The sequence below is a fragment of the Pinibacter soli genome (assembly GCF_029961145.1).
Taxonomy (GTDB): domain Bacteria; phylum Bacteroidota; class Bacteroidia; order Chitinophagales; family Chitinophagaceae; genus Pinibacter; species Pinibacter soli.
Map to the genome: position 1 here is coordinate 534,995 of NZ_JASBRG010000005.1, position 18,255 is coordinate 553,249.

At 39.2% G+C, this 18,255-nt stretch carries 19 protein-coding genes; 5 read left to right on the forward strand and 14 right to left on the reverse strand.

Going from position 1 to position 18,255, the window contains the following annotated elements:
• Window positions 1-179 precede the first annotated feature (179 nt).
• Window positions 180-1,172, forward strand: coding sequence for a beta-ketoacyl-ACP synthase III (locus QJ048_RS09695; RefSeq protein WP_282334142.1), 993 nt, complete (start codon window positions 180-182; stop codon window positions 1,170-1,172).
• Between the two features lie 184 nt (window positions 1,173-1,356).
• The gene (locus QJ048_RS09700) at window positions 1,357-2,121 is read left to right on the forward strand and encodes a DUF2490 domain-containing protein (RefSeq protein WP_282334143.1); all 765 of its coding nucleotides are present in this window, start codon (window positions 1,357-1,359) and stop codon (window positions 2,119-2,121) included.
• A gap of 77 nt (window positions 2,122-2,198) precedes the next feature.
• Here the strand turns inward: QJ048_RS09700 and QJ048_RS09705 are convergent, their stop codons facing one another.
• Window positions 2,199-3,245, reverse strand: a complete 1,047-nt coding sequence (locus tag QJ048_RS09705) for a nucleoid-associated protein (RefSeq protein ID WP_282334144.1) — start codon at window positions 3,243-3,245, stop codon at window positions 2,199-2,201.
• Window positions 3,246-3,389: 144 nt separating this feature from the next.
• The gene (locus tag QJ048_RS09710) at window positions 3,390-4,481 is read right to left on the reverse strand and encodes an alginate lyase family protein (RefSeq protein ID WP_282334145.1); all 1,092 of its coding nucleotides are present in this window, start codon (window positions 4,479-4,481) and stop codon (window positions 3,390-3,392) included.
• Window positions 4,482-4,604: 123 nt separating this feature from the next.
• On the opposite strand from QJ048_RS09710, the gene QJ048_RS09715 reads away from it, so the two are divergent.
• Complete coding sequence (locus QJ048_RS09715; protein ID WP_282334146.1) at window positions 4,605-5,060, forward strand: GNAT family N-acetyltransferase; 456 nt, start codon at window positions 4,605-4,607, stop codon at window positions 5,058-5,060.
• Between the two features lie 122 nt (window positions 5,061-5,182).
• Here the strand turns inward: QJ048_RS09715 and fabD are convergent, their stop codons facing one another.
• The 3 genes from fabD to QJ048_RS09730 form a co-directional block, all read right to left on the reverse strand.
• Window positions 5,183-6,073: an ACP S-malonyltransferase gene (gene fabD, locus QJ048_RS09720; protein WP_282334147.1), complete on the reverse strand. Its 891-nt coding sequence runs from the start codon at window positions 6,071-6,073 to the stop codon at window positions 5,183-5,185.
• Between the two features lie 282 nt (window positions 6,074-6,355).
• On the reverse strand, window positions 6,356-7,075 hold the full coding sequence (folE, locus tag QJ048_RS09725; RefSeq protein WP_282334148.1) for a GTP cyclohydrolase I FolE: 720 nt from the start codon (window positions 7,073-7,075) through the stop codon (window positions 6,356-6,358).
• On the reverse strand, window positions 7,035-7,451 hold the full coding sequence (locus tag QJ048_RS09730; protein WP_282334149.1) for a 6-pyruvoyl trahydropterin synthase family protein: 417 nt from the start codon (window positions 7,449-7,451) through the stop codon (window positions 7,035-7,037). The genes folE and QJ048_RS09730 overlap by 41 nt, the downstream gene beginning before the upstream one ends.
• 362 nt (window positions 7,452-7,813) lie before the next feature.
• Between QJ048_RS09730 and mqnB the strand changes: the two genes are divergently transcribed.
• Both mqnB and QJ048_RS09740 read left to right on the forward strand, forming a co-directional pair.
• A complete protein-coding gene (gene mqnB, locus QJ048_RS09735) occupies window positions 7,814-8,455 on the forward strand; it encodes a futalosine hydrolase (RefSeq protein WP_282334150.1) in 642 nt (213 codons plus the stop codon).
• An 85-nt stretch (window positions 8,456-8,540) separates the two neighbouring features.
• Window positions 8,541-9,350 carry a 1,4-dihydroxy-6-naphtoate synthase gene (locus QJ048_RS09740; RefSeq protein ID WP_282334151.1) on the forward strand — a complete coding sequence of 270 codons (810 nt, stop codon included), beginning with the start codon at window positions 8,541-8,543 and terminating at the stop codon, window positions 9,348-9,350.
• A gap of 73 nt (window positions 9,351-9,423) precedes the next feature.
• On the opposite strand, the gene QJ048_RS09745 is transcribed toward QJ048_RS09740, so the two are convergent.
• The 9 genes from QJ048_RS09745 to coaBC form a co-directional block, all read right to left on the reverse strand.
• Entirely contained in the window at window positions 9,424-10,731 is a 1,308-nt protein-coding gene (locus tag QJ048_RS09745; RefSeq protein ID WP_282334152.1) for a cryptochrome/photolyase family protein, read from the reverse strand.
• A 91-nt stretch (window positions 10,732-10,822) separates the two neighbouring features.
• Complete coding sequence (locus QJ048_RS09750) at window positions 10,823-11,686, reverse strand: aminotransferase class IV (RefSeq protein WP_282334153.1); 864 nt, start codon at window positions 11,684-11,686, stop codon at window positions 10,823-10,825.
• A gap of 228 nt (window positions 11,687-11,914) precedes the next feature.
• Window positions 11,915-12,586: a response regulator transcription factor gene (locus tag QJ048_RS09755; protein ID WP_282334154.1), complete on the reverse strand. Its 672-nt coding sequence runs from the start codon at window positions 12,584-12,586 to the stop codon at window positions 11,915-11,917.
• 847 nt (window positions 12,587-13,433) lie between these two features.
• Complete coding sequence (locus tag QJ048_RS09760) at window positions 13,434-14,090, reverse strand: 3-oxoacid CoA-transferase subunit B (RefSeq protein WP_282334155.1); 657 nt, start codon at window positions 14,088-14,090, stop codon at window positions 13,434-13,436.
• Window positions 14,091-14,107: 17 nt separating this feature from the next.
• Entirely contained in the window at window positions 14,108-14,857 is a 750-nt protein-coding gene (locus QJ048_RS09765; RefSeq protein ID WP_282334156.1) for a hypothetical protein, read from the reverse strand.
• 21 nt (window positions 14,858-14,878) lie between these two features.
• Entirely contained in the window at window positions 14,879-15,571 is a 693-nt protein-coding gene (locus QJ048_RS09770; RefSeq protein WP_282334157.1) for a CoA transferase subunit A, read from the reverse strand.
• A gap of 15 nt (window positions 15,572-15,586) precedes the next feature.
• Window positions 15,587-16,084, reverse strand: coding sequence for a DUF4296 domain-containing protein (locus QJ048_RS09775; RefSeq protein ID WP_282334158.1), 498 nt, complete (start codon window positions 16,082-16,084; stop codon window positions 15,587-15,589).
• Window positions 16,085-16,089: 5 nt separating this feature from the next.
• Window positions 16,090-17,010 (reverse strand): type IX secretion system protein PorD, encoded by a 921-nt coding sequence (porD, locus tag QJ048_RS09780; RefSeq protein ID WP_282334159.1) that lies wholly within the window; start codon window positions 17,008-17,010, stop codon window positions 16,090-16,092.
• The gene (gene coaBC, locus QJ048_RS09785; protein ID WP_282334160.1) at window positions 17,003-18,199 is read right to left on the reverse strand and encodes a bifunctional phosphopantothenoylcysteine decarboxylase/phosphopantothenate--cysteine ligase CoaBC; all 1,197 of its coding nucleotides are present in this window, start codon (window positions 18,197-18,199) and stop codon (window positions 17,003-17,005) included. Before coaBC ends, porD begins: the two co-directional genes overlap by 8 nt.
• Window positions 18,200-18,255 lie beyond the last annotated feature (56 nt).

The following is an 18,255-nucleotide window of genomic DNA, read 5'->3' on the forward strand; positions in this document are numbered from 1 at the left end:
AACCATCAATCGTGAATCGTGAATGGTCGTTTATTGTCTACGTCTCAGATAAATAGCCGGCTCATTCACGATTGACGATTGTCGTTTCGCGATTGACCATTCACGATTCACCCGTTACAACCTATCAATCTGATAACATTTTCCCTTACTTTTACGGCCCAATTAGAATAAGAAAGATCATGATTTCAAAAACAATAGCCGCTGTTACAGCCGTAGCGGGACACACTCCTGAGACCGTACTCACAAATTTTGACCTGGAGAAAATGGTAGAAACAAATGATGAATGGATCAGAACAAGGACAGGTATTTCCGAAAGAAGAATTTTAAGAGGCGAAGGAAAAGCGACTTCTGACATGGTCGTTCCTGTTATTCATCAAATCTGCGAAAAAAGAGGTATCAAACCTACTGATCTTGAGTGTGTAATTGTTGCAACAGTTACTCCCGATATGGTTTTCCCTTCTACAGCTAATATTTCCTGTAATAAAGCCGGAGCAACAAACGCATGGAGCTTCGACATCAGCGCAGCATGTTCGGGTTTTCTATATGCACTGGCCACCGGCGCAGCATTTATAGAAAGCGGCCGTTACTCAAAAGTGTTGGTTATTGGCGCAGACAAAATGAGCGCCATTATCGATTATACGGACCGCAACACTTGCGTAATTTTCGGCGATGGCGCTGCGGGTGTTTTGCTCGAACCAAACAATGAAGGTTATGGTGTAAAAGACAGCATTTTGAAAAGCGACGGTAGCGGCGCAGCATATCTGCACATGAAAGCAGGTGGTTCACTGAAACCTGCTTCTATAGAAACCGTTACAAAAAGAGAACACTTTGCTTACCAGGAAGGTCAAACCGTTTTCAAATTCGCGGTTACAAGAATGGCCGACGTGTGTGAAGAACTGATGCAAAAACACAATCTTACTGCAGATAACATTAACTGGCTGGTGCCTCATCAGGCTAACCTGCGCATTATTGATGCCACAGCAAACCGTATGGGATTGCCTAAGGAAAAAGTAATGATCAACATTCAACGTTATGGCAATACTACTGCTGCAACCATTCCTTTGTGTCTTGCAGATTGGGAGAGCCAATTGAAAAAAGGCGACAACCTTGTGTTGGCTGCTTTTGGTGGCGGGTTTACGTGGGGCTCTACGTGGTTGAAATGGGCGTACTAATTCAATTAATAATTAATAAAGAATAATTAATAGGGTCGCGTTCGTTAGTGAACGCGACCCTATTAGATTTTCGGGATTACAAAATTCCATTTCCCTCGCATTGGTGCTGCACTTATTAATTCTTAATTATTAATTATTAATTTGTACTCGAACATTACGATAGAGCACATTGTTGTAAAACCCAATGAAAAAACGCCTATCAGCAATCTGCTTTATTTTCTTGCTCCGTACCTCCGGGGGATTATTTGCTCAGGCAACCAAACAGGTTACACATCAGTATCAAACATGGCTGGGATATATGACATCTGCGCAAATCAGTGAAAAGTGGTCACTGTGGAACGATGCGCATTGGGTGTTTAATCACGGCTTTTTTATTGTTCGGACAGGGCTCACTTACAACTTTCCTAAAACCGCCATTACTGGCGGTTATGCATATGCGAGATTACCCATTAGCGGTCAGGATGGATTGCCCCGCCAGGAGCACCGACCCTGGGCGCAGGTTGTTTTCACCGTCCCATTGTCGCATAACTTCTCCCTCACAGAACGAGTTCGGTATGATGCAAGATTCCGGCAAGATGTGGAAAATGGAAAGACAACTGACAGTTACTCGTTTGTAAATCGCCTAAGATTTCAAATCAATCTTCGCAAATCTATTCCCCAATGGAAATTTGATGGAAACGAACCTTTTGTTGCATTAGCAGACGAAGTATTAATCAACTTCGGAAAAGAAATCGTGTACAACACTTTCGACCAAAACCGCATTTCATTGATGGTGGGCCTTAAGAGAAAAAACATTCAGTACATGACCGGCTATATGAGCAGATTTGTGCAAAACTCAAGTGGTAATTCTTATACTCAAAATAATACCTGGGTGGTGTGGGTGGTGCAAAAATTCTCCTTCCGCAAAAAGAAACCGAACGACCAGATGGATATGCCAGGCGCAGACTAATTGAAAATTGAAAGGATGCTTTAGACTGAGTGCATCATAGAAAACAACCATATTCAATTTTCAATTTTCAATTAAACTTAGCTTTCTTCCTCATAGTACAACTTATAAAATTTCTTCCCTACCATTTCATCGTAACCTTTTTCCATCAAATCCTTGCGGCCGTGAATGTAGAGATGGAAGTTTTTATCGAGCTTGATAACGCTTTTGAAATTTTTGTCTTGTTTTTTTACAGCAGATAAATTGATATCGAACTCGTCTTCTATTTCGAAGTTTCTTGACTTTTGATATTGCTGCTTGTACTCCATGAAAGTATCAACCACTTCCGGGTGGTGAATCACTTCTTCCGCAAACTCCTGGATATTGAATTGATCCTTGGTTTTAAAATATTCCATCGAACGGTTCATCAGATCAACCTGGTCGCTTTTACTTACATCAAATTTTTCTGCATACTCGTTATCAATGAAAAGCTTACACAATCCAAGATATTGATCAGTATTATGATAATCGTTGGCTGTTGGTTCCACCTGCAGGAAATCTGTAATCCAGTAGCGTGTATCGTTTTGCTTATTTGTTTTATCTACCACACAAACGGTATAACCCTCATTTTGATTGGTGTTGAAAATAAGACAACCTTTATCGAGCTTGTTGATATCGATACCTTCATCCTGTATCACTTCCCAGCTTTGACCATGCGGAAATACTTTCAGGAAGGTTTCTTTTGTTTCTGATTTAAATAAACCAATCGCCTTATGCGTTTCGTTGCCCAACATCACATTATCAAAAACAGCTACATATAACTCTCCTTCTTTTACTTTTACGTGTGTTGATTTGCTATACAAAAAGCTCGCTATTTTTATAGATTCTTCATTAAAACTTTTGGAGTCTTCAAAAATATTGGTGACGTAATTGTACACTTCATTCATGCTCAGATCGCTCAGGTGAGTGAAATGATAATGTTCATTTTCGTTAAAGGGAGACAGAAAATATTTTGTCAGCATCGCACTTACCACATCATCATTCAGCGTCAATGCATTGGCAGAAAATTTCAACTCCTCATTGCGGCTGGGGTTACCCACTTTGTGCACGATAACTTGCTGTAACGTTACGTTTTCAATTCCGGTCATGCGGCAAAAGTAATTGAAAATGGAAAATTGAAAGTTGAAAATGAGGGTTTCCTGGCCAGTTGTTAGTTGTTTGTTGATAGTTGTCAGGATTTATGTGTACAACGCGAAAGGGCTAATGCAATTCGCCCCTACCATTTTCAATTTTCAATTTCTCATCATCTCATTGCTAACACTCTGCCATGAAGGATATGCTTCATCCGTTCCCAAAACTTTTTTTGCTGTATCAAGGAACGCTGGATGGAAATATGCTGCCAATAGCAACACATTTACGCCATGCTTCGGATCAAACGGAGCGCCTATTTTAAATCCTCCTTCATTGTTGGCTGCACGCTTTCTGTCAAACTCTACTTTACTGTTGGTGTATTCACCGTGCGTTTTCTCGCCTGTAACGTAGGGCAGCAGCCATGTAACAGACTTTTCCACAGATGTTCCTGAGGGAGACGTGAATGAATAATAGTCTGTATTTGTCGCACGCCTTAGCACGATGCAGAGCTTTATTAGAGGTTCCAGATCATACACGTGATAATGCAACGCATCACGTTCTTCAAAGTCTATGCTTGAACCATCAGCTTTAAGATTTACTTCAAGATGTTTCTTGAAACCCTCGATGGCATATTGTTTCAAATGCTCATCATTAATCGACCATGCTATTTCTCCAATTATTTTCAAACGATGTGCGTTCCAGTTGTTTTTGGATGTCATTCTTTCCGGGTTGTTGTACTTGGCGGTAATTTCCAGTTCGCCGGTTTTTCTCCACCATTCTTTTATAACAGCAGCATCACTTCCCTTTATGTCTTCTTTTATTAAATCATATCCTTCTATTGCTCTGTCCAAATTCGTATCATCAATAGGATCTCCGTTGGGCGTAGTTTTCGTGGCCCATGCTTTAAAATACTCTATTGCTTTCGCAAGATATTTTTTGTCACCATTTATTTTATAGACAAGACTAAGCGCATATATTTTCGGCATATCCTTCAATGCATTTTGCGTAGCCGTTTTTTTAGGATCGCCTTGTAGCAGCCCTTCCGAGCGAATAGTATCAATAGGGTTGGGAGATTCATTCAATGCAGCATTCGCCGCGTTTTGAAAAGACACATAATACTTTTTAATTTCTGCATTACTATTGATAGCAGATTTCAAATTGGATATTTCCTTTCTATTAAAAGATGTGTACTGTGCATTGGAAGAAATTCCGGCGAGCAATACAAAAGCGGATAAAATTAGTTTTTTGTTCATGTAAATGTGTTGTATTCAAATGTAAGGAAATAGTTGTTTGTTGCTAGTTGATAGGCTTCATGTTCTGTTTTCCTCCTAATAACGAACAACTATTAACTAATAACTTTTCAATAATTTGCACTCATGAGCATAACAATAAGAAGGGCCGTTAAACAAGACTGCCCGCGACTAATGGAACTTATACGCGAACTCGCTTTATTTGAAAAAGCACCGGATGAAGTTACAGTTACATTGGAGCACTTCGAAGAAAGTGGATTCGGCGCAAACCCTGTTTGGTGGGGTTTTGTGGCAGTGGAAAATGGCGTTATTCAAGGATTTGCAATGTATTACATACGTTACTCAACATGGAAGGGGCAACGCATGTACCTGGAAGACTTAATTGTTACGGAAGAAATGCGCGGTAAAGGTGTTGGCAGTTTGTTGTTTGATGCACTTATTACAGAAGCAAAGGAGAAAAAATTCAACGGCATTGTGTGGCAAGTGCTGGAGTGGAATGAGCCCGCAATTAAATTTTATAAAAAGCTGAACGCGAGCTTTGATGCGGAGTGGGTCAATTGCGCGTTGTCAATTGAAAATTGAAAATGGAGGAACGAACAGTATTCGCCATTAATAAAAAAAGAAGTCGCACCGGTATGATGCGACTTCTCTTTTTATCTTTTTGCGTTGAAAATCATTTTCAATTTTCAACTTTCAATTTTCAATTAACTAACTCCTTCTGTAACCGCTTTCTTATCAATCTTCACAATCAATCCCTGCAATACTTTGCCAGGACCAACTTCAGTGAATTTAGATGCTCCGTTCGCGATCATTGCCTGAACGCTTTGCGTCCATCTTACCGCGCCGGTTAACTGATCAATAAGGTTGTGTTTAATTTCTTCTTTATCAATTACCGCTTTTGCTACCACGTTTTGATATACGGCGCAAGTAGGCTGATGGAAAGAAATGCTTTTTATGGCGGCTTCCAATTCTTCTTTTGCCGGCAGCATTAGTGGCGAGTGAAAAGCACCACCCACTGGCAAAATCAAGGCACGTTTTGCGCCGGCTTCCTTCATTTTTTCGCAAGCAATTTCTACTCCTTTTACAGAGCCGCTTATTACCAATTGTCCGGGGCAGTTATAATTGGCTGGCACCACCACTTCGCCGGTTTCGGCCTGCACTTGTTTGCAGATCTCTTCTACTTTTTCATCATCCAATGCCAATACCGCGGCCATTGTAGAAGGCTGTAGGTCACAGGCTTTTTGCATGGCTTTTGCACGAACAGCTACCAATTTTAATGCGTCATCAAAGCTCAATGTGCCGTTTGCTACCAACGCAGAGAATTCACCCAAAGAGTGTCCCGCAACCATGTCCGGACGAGCATTGTCTATACTTTTGAAGGCAATAATAGAGTGTAAAAAAACTGCGGGTTGTGTAACGTTTGTTTGTTTAAGGTCTTCTTCTGTTCCGTTGAACATCACATCGGAAATGCGAAAACCAAGCGCTTCGTTTGCCTGTTCAAATAACTTTTTTGCGAATGCACTTTTTTCATAGTGGTCCTTACCCATACCCGGGAATTGCGAACCTTGACCCGGAAATACAAAAGCATGCTTCATGATATGTGTAGTTCAGTTTTTAAAAGCGTTAGAAAAGATTACAATCGTGTAATTATCAACAAATTAACAAGAATCCCAGCCCCACTTTTTCTTTTCAAGTGGGCAAAAATATAAAAGTTAGTGGCTGGAAAATCACATGTACTAAAATAGTTGAAATGCCGTTGCGCAAGTTTACAAGGGTGGCGAACGTGGCCTAAAGTAATATATCTTTTGGTAAAAAAGAAAGAGATTTATCAGGCGATAAATCTCTCGGCGTATCTAAATTTTACAACGATCCGACAGTTATAGTTCAGTTTTCAGCTGAATGTATTGCAGAAACTCTTCTTTTACACCCGCGTTCTGAAATTTTCCTCCGTAAAAAGAAGTAACGGTGGAGGCATTCGTATCCTGAATGCCACGGCTGGAAACGCACAAGTGCTTTGCGTCAATTACCACTGCAACATCTTCTGTATTCAGCACCTTTTTGAGCTCGGTAGCAATTTGAACAGTTAAGCGTTCCTGCACTTGTGGTCTTTTTGCAAAGTATTGAACAATCCTGTTCAGTTTGCTTAGCCCGATCACTTTTCCGGATGAAATATATGCCAGGTGGGCCTTACCAAAAATAGGCACGAAGTGGTGCTCGCAGTTGGAGTAAAAGGTAATATCCTTCTCCACCAGCATTTGGTTGTACTTATACTTGTTGTCAAACAAGGCAATTTTCGGCTTATTTGCAGGATTCAGACCGCTGAAAATTTCCTTAATATACATTTTCGCAACGCGGTGAGGTGTTCCTTTCAGGCTATCATCTGTAAGATCCAAACCCATTATTTCCATGATAGATTGAAAGTGTTGCTCGATCTTTTGGATCTTCGTTTCATCATCCATTTCAAATGCGTCTGCACGCAAAGGAGTGTTCATAGATGTTGCCAAATGATCATTTCCTACTTCTTCTGAGTTGAGCATGTTTAGATCGATTGTGTCCTCATTCAGCAGGGAATTCAACGTAATTTCTTTCTGTTTCATATAAAATAACTTTTACGTCCAAAGATTCATCTATTTCGCGGCGCAATATTTCCCATATAACAATGGCAATATTTTCGGCCGTTGGATTAAGACTTTTAAATTCTGCTACGTCAAGGTTAAGGTTCTTGTGATCGAACCTGTCCATGATGTTCTTTTCAACAATATGGCCAAGTCTTTTCATGTCCATCACATATCCCGTCGTTTTATCAACCTCGCCTGTCACCTTAACGATTAGTTCATAGTTATGGCCGTGATAGTTTTCATTATTACACTTACCAAAAATCTTTTTGTTTTCCTCTGCAGACAAAGAAGGATTGTGCAACCTATGGGCAGCATTAAAATGCTCTTTCCTGTAAACTGACACCTTTTTCGCCATGCTGATTTACTTAAACGACTTTCTTTAAGTGCAATTTTAAATTAAAAATGTTTTTAAGATTAACCGCCTTAAAACTGAAACAGAAGTCTGCTGTTCAAGTACTTAAGACTCACGTGCGGCTCATAAGTTAATCTTCCGTTTTGCATGTTTTATGGACATGCAAGACAACAAAAATATATTAAAAAGTGGATTTCCTAGGTATTTCTTTTGTCATTTTTAATGAGGAGAATCATAACGAGAATGGTGGCCGAGAATCGTCAGTCGTGAAAGTGAATCGTGAATAAAGCAGCTCTCCGATATTCACCATTCACATTTCACCATTCACCTTAATTGCCGACATTTGTTCCGTTAAACAAATAATAATGAACTACTTACTGGTAGCTGCCACACCTTTTGAAATTGCACCAACCGTAGAATTAATTAAGCAAAAAAAAATAAAGGTTGATGTCCTCATTGCGGGAATAGGAATGCTTGCAACAGCTTATCATTTAACAAGAAAACTTGCAGAAAAAAAATACGACTTCGTTATCCAGGCAGGTATCGCAGGATGTTTTGATAAAGATTTTCAATTGGGTGATGTGGTAATTGTGAAAGATGAAATAGTAGGTGATTTAGGTGTAAAAGAAAAGAAAGAGTACAAGGATCTGTTTGATATGAATTTTCTAAAACCAAACGACTTCCCTTATTCATCTAAAGTTTTAAAAAATAAAAATAAGGACGCATTGAAGCTTTTGAAACTGCCGAGAGTTTCAGGTGTTACTGTAAACCAGATAACAACTGCTAAACCGGTAATTGATTTATACGTTAGAAAATATAACGCAGTTGTTGAATCGATGGAAGGCGCTGCATTGCACTATATTTGCAGCCAGGAAAAAACACCGTTCCTTCAACTCCGCAGTATTTCAAATTATGTGGGTGAGAGAAATAAAAGCAAGTGGAAAATTAAGGAGGCGATTGTGAATTTGAATGAGGAAGTAGTAAGGGTTTTGAGTAGTGAGTTTTGAGTTATAGGTAACGCTGCAAACTTTTGACTTTTAATTTTTTACTTTTTACTTCCTTCTAACAACAATCAACTATCAACAAACAACTATGAAACTAACACTCGGAATATCTCCCTGCCCCAACGATACTTTCATTTTTGAAGCGATGATCAATCATAAAATTGATACAGAAGGTATTGAATTGGATGTACAACTCGAAGATGTGCAAACGCTTAATCAGTGGGCATTACAAGGCAAGCTTGACGTCACTAAAATAAGCTACGGAGTATTGCCTTTGTTACAAAAAAACTATTCACTTCTTGATAGCGGTGGCGCTTTAGGCAAAGGCGTTGGCCCTTTGTTGATCGCGAAAAAACAAATTGACCATTCAGCAATTTCAGCCTGCACTATTGCAATACCAGGGGAAAATACAACGGCTAATCTTTTGTTCTCGATGGCTTTTCCAGGTGCGAAGAACAAGAGGTATATGTTGTTTTCAGAAATAGAAAATGCGGTGCTAAATGGCGATGTAGATTGCGGTGTGATCATTCACGAAAACCGTTTTACCTATCAGCAAAAAGGACTCCTAAAACTGATGGATCTTGGCACTAATTGGGAAGAAAAAATGAATTGTCCTATCCCTCTTGGTGGCATTGTGATGAAAAAATCTTTCAACGAAGAAACCTGCGAAAATGTAAACCGCGTAATTAAACGCAGCCTTGAATATGCATTTGCCCACTACCCTTTTCTTCCTGATTATGTGAAACAACACTCACAAGAAATGGAAGAGAATGTAATGCGCCAGCACATTGAGTTGTATGTAAATGATTATTCGCTATCTCTTGGGGAAAATGGAAGAAAGGCCGTGAGTACTTTATTGGATGTGTACGAAAGAAATAATCAACCCGCTCAGGTTTAATAAACTGAATAAACTGAGTAGTTGAAAGTAATACACCAAAATCGAAACCAACCATTCAGTCTATTCAGTTTATTCAGTTATTTGCCTTCACCGCTTTTGCATATTCCTCCAAACATCTCTTTCTCGCAAATTCGTGCTCAACAATTGGGTCTGGATAACTGAATTCATCTAGCTCAGGCACCCACTTGCGAATGTATTCGAGGTTGGGATCAAATCTTTTTGTTTGCAATGATGGATTGAAAATGCGAAAGTATGGAGCTGCATCACACCCGCTTCCCGCGGCCCATTGCCAACCACCATTGTTGGCAGCCAGGTCGAAGTCAAGTAATTTTTTTGCAAAGTAGGCCTCACCCCAGCGCCAGTCGATCAGCAAATGTTTTGCGAGAAAAGAAGCCGTTATCATTCGCACACGGTTATGCATGAAGCCCGTTTCATTTAATTCACGCATACCGGCATCCACAATGGGATAGCCGGTCTTTCCCTCGCACCAGCTTTTAAAATCCCTTTCACTATAGCGCCATTTGATAAAATCATATGCAGGCTTGAAAGCCTTTCCTTGTCCTACATGTGGAAAATTGAAAAGTATCATTTGAAAAAAATCCCGCCATATCAGTTCATTTAAAAAAGTGCCATTTAATTCAATCGCGTCTTTTATCAACTTGCGAATGCTAACCGTACCAAACCTCAGATGCACGCCCATTCTTGTTGTTCCATGCAATGCAGGAAAATCACGATCACCGGTATAATTTTTCACAACATCATGATCAAGAGATTTGGATGGCATGTGTTGACTTGACTCCGTAAAACCAATCGTTTTGTATGATGGAATTTTGACTTCTTTCTGTTTGTAAAAATTGTCGAAGTACTTTTTCGTGGGGTATGCTTTGTATAGATATTCTGTTAAGGCTGCCTTCCATTTTTTACTATACGGAGTAAATACCGTGTAGGGCTCATCATTGTCCTTTACAATTTCCTTCTTCTCAAAAATCACCTGGTCTTTATAACTATGAAAACTAATGTCTTTTTCTTTTAGCAACTGCTGAATTTCCTTATCACGCTTGTTGGCATAGGGCTCGTAGTCTGTGTTGGTAAAGACTTTTTCAATTGTATATTTTTTAAGTAAAGTTTTGAAAACTTCTGCCGGTGTTCCGTAATATACTTCGAGTGAAGATTTGATGCTCACCAATTGCTCCTGCATTTCTTCCAATGCGCGATAAATAAAAGTGATCCTGCTATCATCTTTTTCTTCTAAGTCATCCAGAATATTTTTGTCGAAAATAAAAACCGGAACTATTGCACTGTTGCTTTTCAATGCATGATACAAAGCTGCATTGTCTGTTAGTCGTAAATCCCTTCTGAACCACATTATATTAACCGGCATAAACATCACATTATGACTGAAGCCGGCAATATTACCGGCTTCAAACAAATTTACGCTTATGCAAACAAATTGCCTTCTTAAAATCTGACCATTATGCAGTTATCTCTTCATTTACATTCAACGGTTGAATGCAACTTTCAAATATTTTTTTTGCGATCTTATTGCTATAAATTTTTCCTCCGCATTTTTCTACCCATTGCAATCCGTAAATAGAATTGGTGAGGAATACTTCATCTGCGGTCAACACGTCATTAGCCTCCACTTCATTTTCTTTTACCTCGATGTCTATTGAAGGAAGACATTTAAGCAACCATCTTCTCATCACGCCATCTACACAGCCCTCTTGAAGAGATGGTGTAATTACCGCACCGTCTTTTACAAGAAATACATTGGCGATTGTTGTATCGCAAATGCGATCTTTTGTGTTAAGAATAATGGCATCATTTAATTGCTGCTTTTTAGCATACAACGCTCCCATAATATAAGGCAAGTAATTGTTGCTTTTGCAGTTGGCAAATGAATCGATCGCTTTTCTTGCATTTTGATAAATGTCAATCGACAATCCTTCATTGTTGAACTCATTAAAATTATCCGTCAGCTTCCAGGTCTGGATAATATAGTTAGGAAAGTTGTTTTCCATTTCATACACGGTTCCATTTCCTCTAAAAACCATTAGTCTTACACGGGCAAGCTTGTGCTGCTGATTTTGCTGGCACAGCTCGGTTATCTGCTTTGAAAAATATTCCGGTGAGAAGTAGGAAGGCACGTCAAACTGCAAAAGCTCTATGCCTTTGAGTAGCCTGTCAAAATGATATTCTTCCAGCTGTATTTTCCCGTCGATCACTTTCATTGTTTCAAATAAACCATCGCCATATCTGAAACTTCTATTATCAGCAGTGATAATTGCTTTATCGTCTTTTAATATTTTTCCGTTGTGGCTTATGAAGTGTAGCATGGTATCAAAATTAAAAAAGCCTTGTTAAACAAGGCTGTATTATACGTTAATTTATTGTTCGGCGAAGAATGTTCGCTTGGGTCTGTTAGGTCGTATATAAAAAACGCAGCCTGATTATTTCATTGTTGGTTGTAATAGGAGGCGCTCTTCGAATATTTTGGTGTAACGGGTTTTGGGGTGCAACAGGGCGAACGCGGTTTCATTCCGAAAGACGCATTCAATGCGTCTCTACCCTTCTACAACAATGCCGTTCTTAATGGCGTACATTACCAAACCCGCCATCGATTTTGCGCCGGTTTTCACTTTCAATTTATCACGTATCGCCTCAACTGTTCTTGGGCTAATTTCTACTATATCTGCTATTTCTTTGGTTGTTCTCTCTTCGCACATAAGCTTCAGAATTCTTATTTCTTTTTCGCTTAATTGTGTTTCCTCGTTTTGCTGAACTTCTGTTTTGCGAGTTCTTAATCCGGTCAACAATGCTTTGTTAGTTAACTCATTAAAGAAAAACTCCTGTTCGTAGCAAGTCCTGATCGCTTCGTATATCGTCTCGGAATCTGAATTTTTAGTCAAATAGGAATTGGCGCCTATTTCCATTAAGCGGGAAATGATAGAATGATCATTGTGCATGGACAACATGATCACTTTGATGCCCGGATAAAGTTTCCGTATTTCAGGCAATGTAGCAAGCCCGTCCATAATAGGCATTTGAATATCTAATAAAATAACATCAGGTTGAATGTGCTTAAGCAGGTTCAAAAGCTGCATGCCATTATCGGCTTCTGCGATAAGTTCTACATCACTTTTCACAGAAAGTGCAGTTTTTACGCCGGCCCTGAAAAGGGTATGGTCATCGGCTATAACTACTTGAATCACTTTTTCTTTTCCTAGATTTTTCATAAAGGTAATTTGGAATTTTCTGCGGTTACTAAAACCCAGCCTGCAAATTGAACGATTTTTTTGGAATAATACTATTGTATTTTTACTAAATTAATACATTTCGGAATTCTACAATGCACTTTCTGAATATAGTAAAACTACTATATATAGTATAGTAAGGACACTATATATCTAATAGAATTTATCCGACGGTGGGTGTAAAATCCGTACATTTTAAATAGAGCAGTTTCGCTCTTGTTCACATTCTTATTCACATGTACTTTTGTTACAAGTTGATTGACGAGGGATTGACACCTCATTCCAATATCCTTGATACCGTCCAGTAAGTTTTTTCAATATCTATGAAACCAAATGAAATCCAATGTCAATCAACTTCCTTTTTATCCAATACCCCGCAGCTTCTATCCAAAACTATGAAAACGCCCCTGACTGTTCTTATATAAAGGTGACCGTAAATTAGTTTTTTAAGTTTTAGTAAAAAATCCATATCTATTGAAGCTTTAATCCAAGATCCTAAGCCGGCGATTATCCGGAAAGTAAAAATCCAATTCTAGAGAAAACCTTATCCTAAACTTGACAAGATCTTTTTACTTTATAATTGCCTGCATTTTATGCAACTGGAAACAAAGTAGCGGTGGCAGCTAGCAGATCGTCATTAATGATTAAAGAAACCTGGCAAAAGGATTTAATTAAAAACGATTGCTGTCATTAAGGTTTACTAAACAATGTTGTTATTAAAAGCAGGCATTTTTTTAAAATTAAAAAGTAAAAAATAAAAAGTCAAAACCCAGTGTTATCGTCTGACTATACTGCGTTTTGACTTTTGACTTTAAGTTTTTATTTTTACTTACAACTGCATTTCAGGAATCTCTCCTTCTATAATTAAACGTCCCGCGGTTTTTGATTGTATTTCCGCCACTGTAACGCCTGGTGCTCTTTCCAGCAATTTAAAGCCGTTTGGAGTAACATCCATTACAGCAAGTTCAGTTACCACTTTATGCACGCATTTTACGCCTGTAAGCGGCAAAGAACATTCTGGTAATAGTTTTGATTGTCCCGCAGTATTGGTATGCATCATTGCTACCACAATTTTTTTGGCCCCGGCTACAAGGTCCATCGCTCCCCCCATTCCTTTAACCATCTTGCCTGGAATTTTCCAGTTGGCAATGTCGCCGGTGTCACTCACTTCCATGGCACCTAAGACAGTTAAATCAATCTTTCCTGCGCGGATCATTCCGAAACTTTCAGCGCTGTCAAAAAAAGAGCCGCCCGGTAATATGGTTACAGTTTCCTTTCCTGCGTTGATAAGATCAGCATCTATATTTTTTTCTTCGGGATACGGCCCCATGCCCATCATCCCGTTTTCACTTTGAAGCATTATTGTCATGCCGGCAGGAACATAGTTCGCAACCAGCGTTGGTATACCTATTCCAAGATTCACGTACATCCCATCTTTCAATTCTTTTGCGATGCGACGTGCAATACCAAATTTATCGAGTGCCATAAACTAGAGATTAGAAGTTAGGAATTAGAAATCAGGGACGCCAAGTATGGAGTTTGCTTTTTTGCAATTAAAGCTTTCGCAAAAGTGTTCCCTAGTTTCAGATTGTATTGTTTTAAGAATTCAAAATTTTCTGCGAGATAATCCAATGCATTTATCACGCCTTCACCGCCCACTCCAAAATCTGCAATAGAGTTTTCTTCGCCATTTTTTTTGTCTTCCTCCAAATCCATTACATCATCCATTAATAAAAAAGATGGAACAAGGGCCTGCCATCCTCTTACCAGTTTGGTTATCGTTTCAGCGTCTGTATCCAAAACACAAAGACTGAACAGTAAGCTGTCTCCCCTGTTCAAAGCGGAGCTTACAGTACCAATGTTCTTGTATGGCTTTAATAAAGGATCGCTGAAAAAAGTCAACAGGTCGTTGTAAAGTTCCTGTTGTTTAATTTTTCCGTTTACGAGAGCTTTGCAGTTTTCGACATGCTCTTGCAATGAAATTTTGTTCATTTCATGTTTTGCTGCGCTACCCAAAATTGCTTCAGTTAGTTGTACGTAGTCTTCATTCAACAACAGATCTTTTGCAATGCCAATTCTGCATTGCAGATCAAACCAAAGTGGTATAAAAAGATAGCCGGTTCCGCTTGAAACATATAACAATCTTCCCTTCCAGTAATCGTTTTGATCAGGGACTTTCCTGTCAACAAAAAAAGCTGCAATATCTTTATCCACGCCAAAACGCTCTACAAGGGTATGCTTGCTGGTGAACATACTAAGGATAATATTTTGTGGTTATAATTGCGTAGTTCTTTTCTCAATGCGTTTTTCGTAATCAATGCCCTGAAAAATTCGATGCACGTAAACGCCTGAAACATGTATTTGATCGGGATCAAGCATACCTGGCTCAACTAATTCTTCTACTTCAGCTATTGTTATATCTCCTGCCTTGGCCATTGACGCGGAAAAATTACGTGTTGTTTTTCGAAAAATAAGGTTGCCTGCTTTATCCCCTTTCCATGCTTTTACAATGCTGAATTGGGCATGCAGGGCTTTTTCCATTAAGTAATGTTTACCGTCAAATTCACGAACCTCTTTGCCCTCAGCAACTTCGGTTCCGTATCCTGCGGGTGTAAAAAAAGCAGGGATTCCCATACCGGCCATGGCAATACGTGTGGCAAGCGTGCCTTGAGGAATAAGGTCCACTTCTAGTTCTCCGCTTAAAAGTTGGCGTTCAAATTCGTCGTTTTCTCCAACGTAGGAACTCATCATTTTCTTGATCTGTCTCTTTTTCAGAAGCAAACCAAGGCCAAAATCATTTACTCCAGCGTTGTTGGAAATGCAGGTGAGGTTGATTACATTTTTTTCAACCAAAGCATTAATGCAGTTCTCCGGTATTCCACATAACCCAAAGCCACCTAACATGATGGTGGTGTTGTCTGAAATGTCCTTTATTGCCTCCAGGGCATTGGCAACTACTTTGTTCATATAGCAAGCTTAAAATTATTTCTGATTAAGTTTTTTGAATCGTCGTAATATGGCTGTGTCTGCTCTGAATTTGAGACGGGGTAGAGAGTCGGCTCTGTTTATTTTTCCGGCAGCGGTATCATGCTTAACGACCATTGCACTATCAGGTTTTAAAGGTTTGAGATGATTCTTAGCCGTATCAACCTTAACCGTGTCGCGAGTGGAAACAGAATCAAATATATCTTTGAGCATTTCGGGCTGTTCCCTGTAATAATCAAGACTTTTTTTAAATTCAGGTTGTGATGTTTTGTGCAAGGCAAATACTTGCTCGTACCTGCGCAGGCGTTCCAATTTTTGATTTTTTGAACTATCCTTGCCAACATATATAGTTACAAATTCGTCTACCCTCATCAAATCTTTTATCACACTCTGCATGCTATCTTTCTGCAAAACTCCGGAAGGCACTTTATTCTTACCACCGCAAGACCCCAGAAATATAACCAAAGCGAAAAGCCAGTATTTTGTTTTGTACATGGAAATTATTTCAACTCCGTTTTATAGTTATTCACGTTTGTAATATCCAGCTGCGACAGCAGATCAAGCGCCCTTGATTTCTCGTCGGCAGGAGATTTCTTAAATATTTTTATTAACTCATTTGATTTTCCCTGGAAAAAGAATTGGGTAATCATCAGGTTCGGATTCTGAGTATTTAGGTTGCTCAGAAAATTTAAAGATGCCAAAATACCTTTTCGTCCTGCAACGTCATCTTCATACATCTTGTCCATGCCCGTTCTGTAATAGCTATAAAACGCATCGTGGATGATAGAGTAACGGTTGTTTGTGAGATTTTCCATTAACCAATAGCGGTTTCTTTGGCCATCGAAAGCTTTCCATCCGGCCAAGTCTCTTCCATCGGGAGCATTGCTAACTATATTCTGTGCCTTTTGAAAGTAAGGATCACCACCTCTGAGAACATAGCTATCGTAGTCTAATCCCAATATGATATACACGTAGTATGCCAATACAGCCGTAAGATTTGCTGCTGCCGCATCGTTTCCTGAAACACGATTTTCGTTAAAGTCTAGCTGCTGAAATTCCACATATCTGAATGTAAGGTTATCATCGATAAAATTGATCAACGGACTATCGTAGCTCGAATTATAGATTGGTCTCGCAGCTTGCACTGTAAGGCTTGCAGAAAACATATTATTCTCTCCTGCGCTACTGATATTCACCAAAAAATTACAAACGACTTTTTCATTTTGCTGATAAACATCGTTTGTCCATTTACGATTGTTCAGGAAATTATTGAGCGAGGTTTGTAAAGTTTGGAAAACTTTTTTGTCAACCGTGGAACCAACACGGTTTGATGCAATACTTACTTTCGCCTGCAACTCCTGCGCATTCGACAGCTGTAGCGACAACAATAAAACCGAGAGGATTAAATAAATTTTACGCATAAATATTTTTTACAATTACGTCTACAATATCTTTCGCAACAAGTGCTTTATCCTTTTGGTCATAGGTAGTGGCAGCGCCGCTTTTTTCAAAAATAGTTATCTTATTGGTATCTGTTCCAAAGCCTGCTCCTTTATCTCTTAAAGAATTCAAAACAATGATATCAGCATTTTTATCTTTAAGCTTCGACTTTGCGTATTCAGCTTCATTTTTCGTTTCCAGGGCAAATCCAACCAACAGCTGTTTCTCTTTTTTAATTTGGCCAAGGCTTTTCAAAATGTCTTTTGTCTTCTGCAATTCCAGTACAAGATTACCGTCATTTTTCTTAATCTTTTCCGAAAATGTGTTAACGGGAGTATAATCTGCAACTGCCGCCGCCATCACCGCCAAATTCATTTCGGGAAATTGTTTAATACAAACCTCATACATTTCTTCAGCCGAGGTTACATGAAACGTTTTTATTTTCTTTTCATCCACTGAAACATTTGAGGGTCCTAATACGAGGGTTACTTCAGCTCCTCGTTTTACCAATTCATTTGCAATGGCAACGCCCATTTTACCGGAAGAATGATTTCCAATGAACCGGACTGGATCGAGTAATTCATATGTTGGCCCCGCAGTAATTAAAGCTTTTTTTCCTGATAGCTCTTTTTGATAATTGAAGTGTGATTGAAGCGTAGCCAGAATAGTTTGAACTTCAGCCATTCTTCCATCACCAAATAAACCGCTTGCTAATTCGCCTTTTTCAGCAGGAATAATATGGTTGCCAAAATCGTTTATTTTTTTCAGATTCTCTTTCGTTGAAGGATGATGCCACATATCGTCATCCATTGCAGGAGCAACAAAGACAGGGCATGTTGCGGAGAGGTAAACTGCCAGAAGCAAATTATCACATAAACCATGGGCCATTTTGCCTAATGTATTACAACTCAAAGGCGCTATAACCATCACATCGGCCCATCTACCCAACATTACATGATTCGCCCAGGAATCATTTTCAAAAAGATCTGCAGTCACTGAATTTTTAGAGAGTGTAGACAGAGTAAGCGGCGTTACAAAATCTTTCGCAGCCGAAGTCATTACTACCTTTACTTCCGCTCCTTGCTTCACAAGCTCACGCACAAGTAGAACAGTTTTATAGGCTGCTATGCTACCAGTTATTCCAATCAGAATTTTTTTTCCTTGAAACATGGGTCTAAAATTATGGTTTATTTGCCGTTTCAAAAGAGAAAAAAGAAAAGCGACAA

What these genes read in the sequence shown, in the direction of transcription:
- QJ048_RS09765 (WP_282334156.1), bottom strand. Translation starts at nt 14,857, where the DNA reads ATGTTCACCAGCAAGCATACCCTTGTAGAGCGTTTTGGCGTGGATAAA.
- QJ048_RS09775 (WP_282334158.1), bottom strand. Translation starts at nt 16,084, where the DNA reads ATGTACAAAACAAAATACTGGCTTTTCGCTTTGGTTATATTTCTGGGG.
- QJ048_RS09730 (WP_282334149.1), bottom strand. Translation starts at nt 7,451, where the DNA reads ATGGCGAAAAAGGTGTCAGTTTACAGGAAAGAGCATTTTAATGCTGCC.
- fabD (WP_282334147.1), bottom strand. Translation starts at nt 6,073, where the DNA reads ATGAAGCATGCTTTTGTATTTCCGGGTCAAGGTTCGCAATTCCCGGGT.
- QJ048_RS09760 (WP_282334155.1), bottom strand. Translation starts at nt 14,090, where the DNA reads ATGGCACTCGATAAATTTGGTATTGCACGTCGCATCGCAAAAGAATTG.
- QJ048_RS09705 (WP_282334144.1), bottom strand. Translation starts at nt 3,245, where the DNA reads ATGACCGGAATTGAAAACGTAACGTTACAGCAAGTTATCGTGCACAAA.
- QJ048_RS09700 (WP_282334143.1), top strand. Translation starts at nt 1,357, where the DNA reads ATGAAAAAACGCCTATCAGCAATCTGCTTTATTTTCTTGCTCCGTACC.
- QJ048_RS09710 (WP_282334145.1), bottom strand. Translation starts at nt 4,481, where the DNA reads ATGAACAAAAAACTAATTTTATCCGCTTTTGTATTGCTCGCCGGAATT.
- QJ048_RS09740 (WP_282334151.1), top strand. Translation starts at nt 8,541, where the DNA reads ATGAAACTAACACTCGGAATATCTCCCTGCCCCAACGATACTTTCATT.
- QJ048_RS09695 (WP_282334142.1), top strand. Translation starts at nt 180, where the DNA reads ATGATTTCAAAAACAATAGCCGCTGTTACAGCCGTAGCGGGACACACT.
- QJ048_RS09755 (WP_282334154.1), bottom strand. Translation starts at nt 12,586, where the DNA reads ATGAAAAATCTAGGAAAAGAAAAAGTGATTCAAGTAGTTATAGCCGAT.
- QJ048_RS09750 (WP_282334153.1), bottom strand. Translation starts at nt 11,686, where the DNA reads ATGCTACACTTCATAAGCCACAACGGAAAAATATTAAAAGACGATAAA.
- folE (WP_282334148.1), bottom strand. Translation starts at nt 7,075, where the DNA reads ATGAAACAGAAAGAAATTACGTTGAATTCCCTGCTGAATGAGGACACA.
- QJ048_RS09745 (WP_282334152.1), bottom strand. Translation starts at nt 10,731, where the DNA reads ATGCCGGTTAATATAATGTGGTTCAGAAGGGATTTACGACTAACAGAC.
- QJ048_RS09770 (WP_282334157.1), bottom strand. Translation starts at nt 15,571, where the DNA reads ATGAACAAAGTAGTTGCCAATGCCCTGGAGGCAATAAAGGACATTTCA.
- mqnB (WP_282334150.1), top strand. Translation starts at nt 7,814, where the DNA reads ATGAACTACTTACTGGTAGCTGCCACACCTTTTGAAATTGCACCAACC.
- coaBC (WP_282334160.1), bottom strand. Translation starts at nt 18,199, where the DNA reads ATGTTTCAAGGAAAAAAAATTCTGATTGGAATAACTGGTAGCATAGCA.
- porD (WP_282334159.1), bottom strand. Translation starts at nt 17,010, where the DNA reads ATGCGTAAAATTTATTTAATCCTCTCGGTTTTATTGTTGTCGCTACAG.
- QJ048_RS09715 (WP_282334146.1), top strand. Translation starts at nt 4,605, where the DNA reads ATGAGCATAACAATAAGAAGGGCCGTTAAACAAGACTGCCCGCGACTA.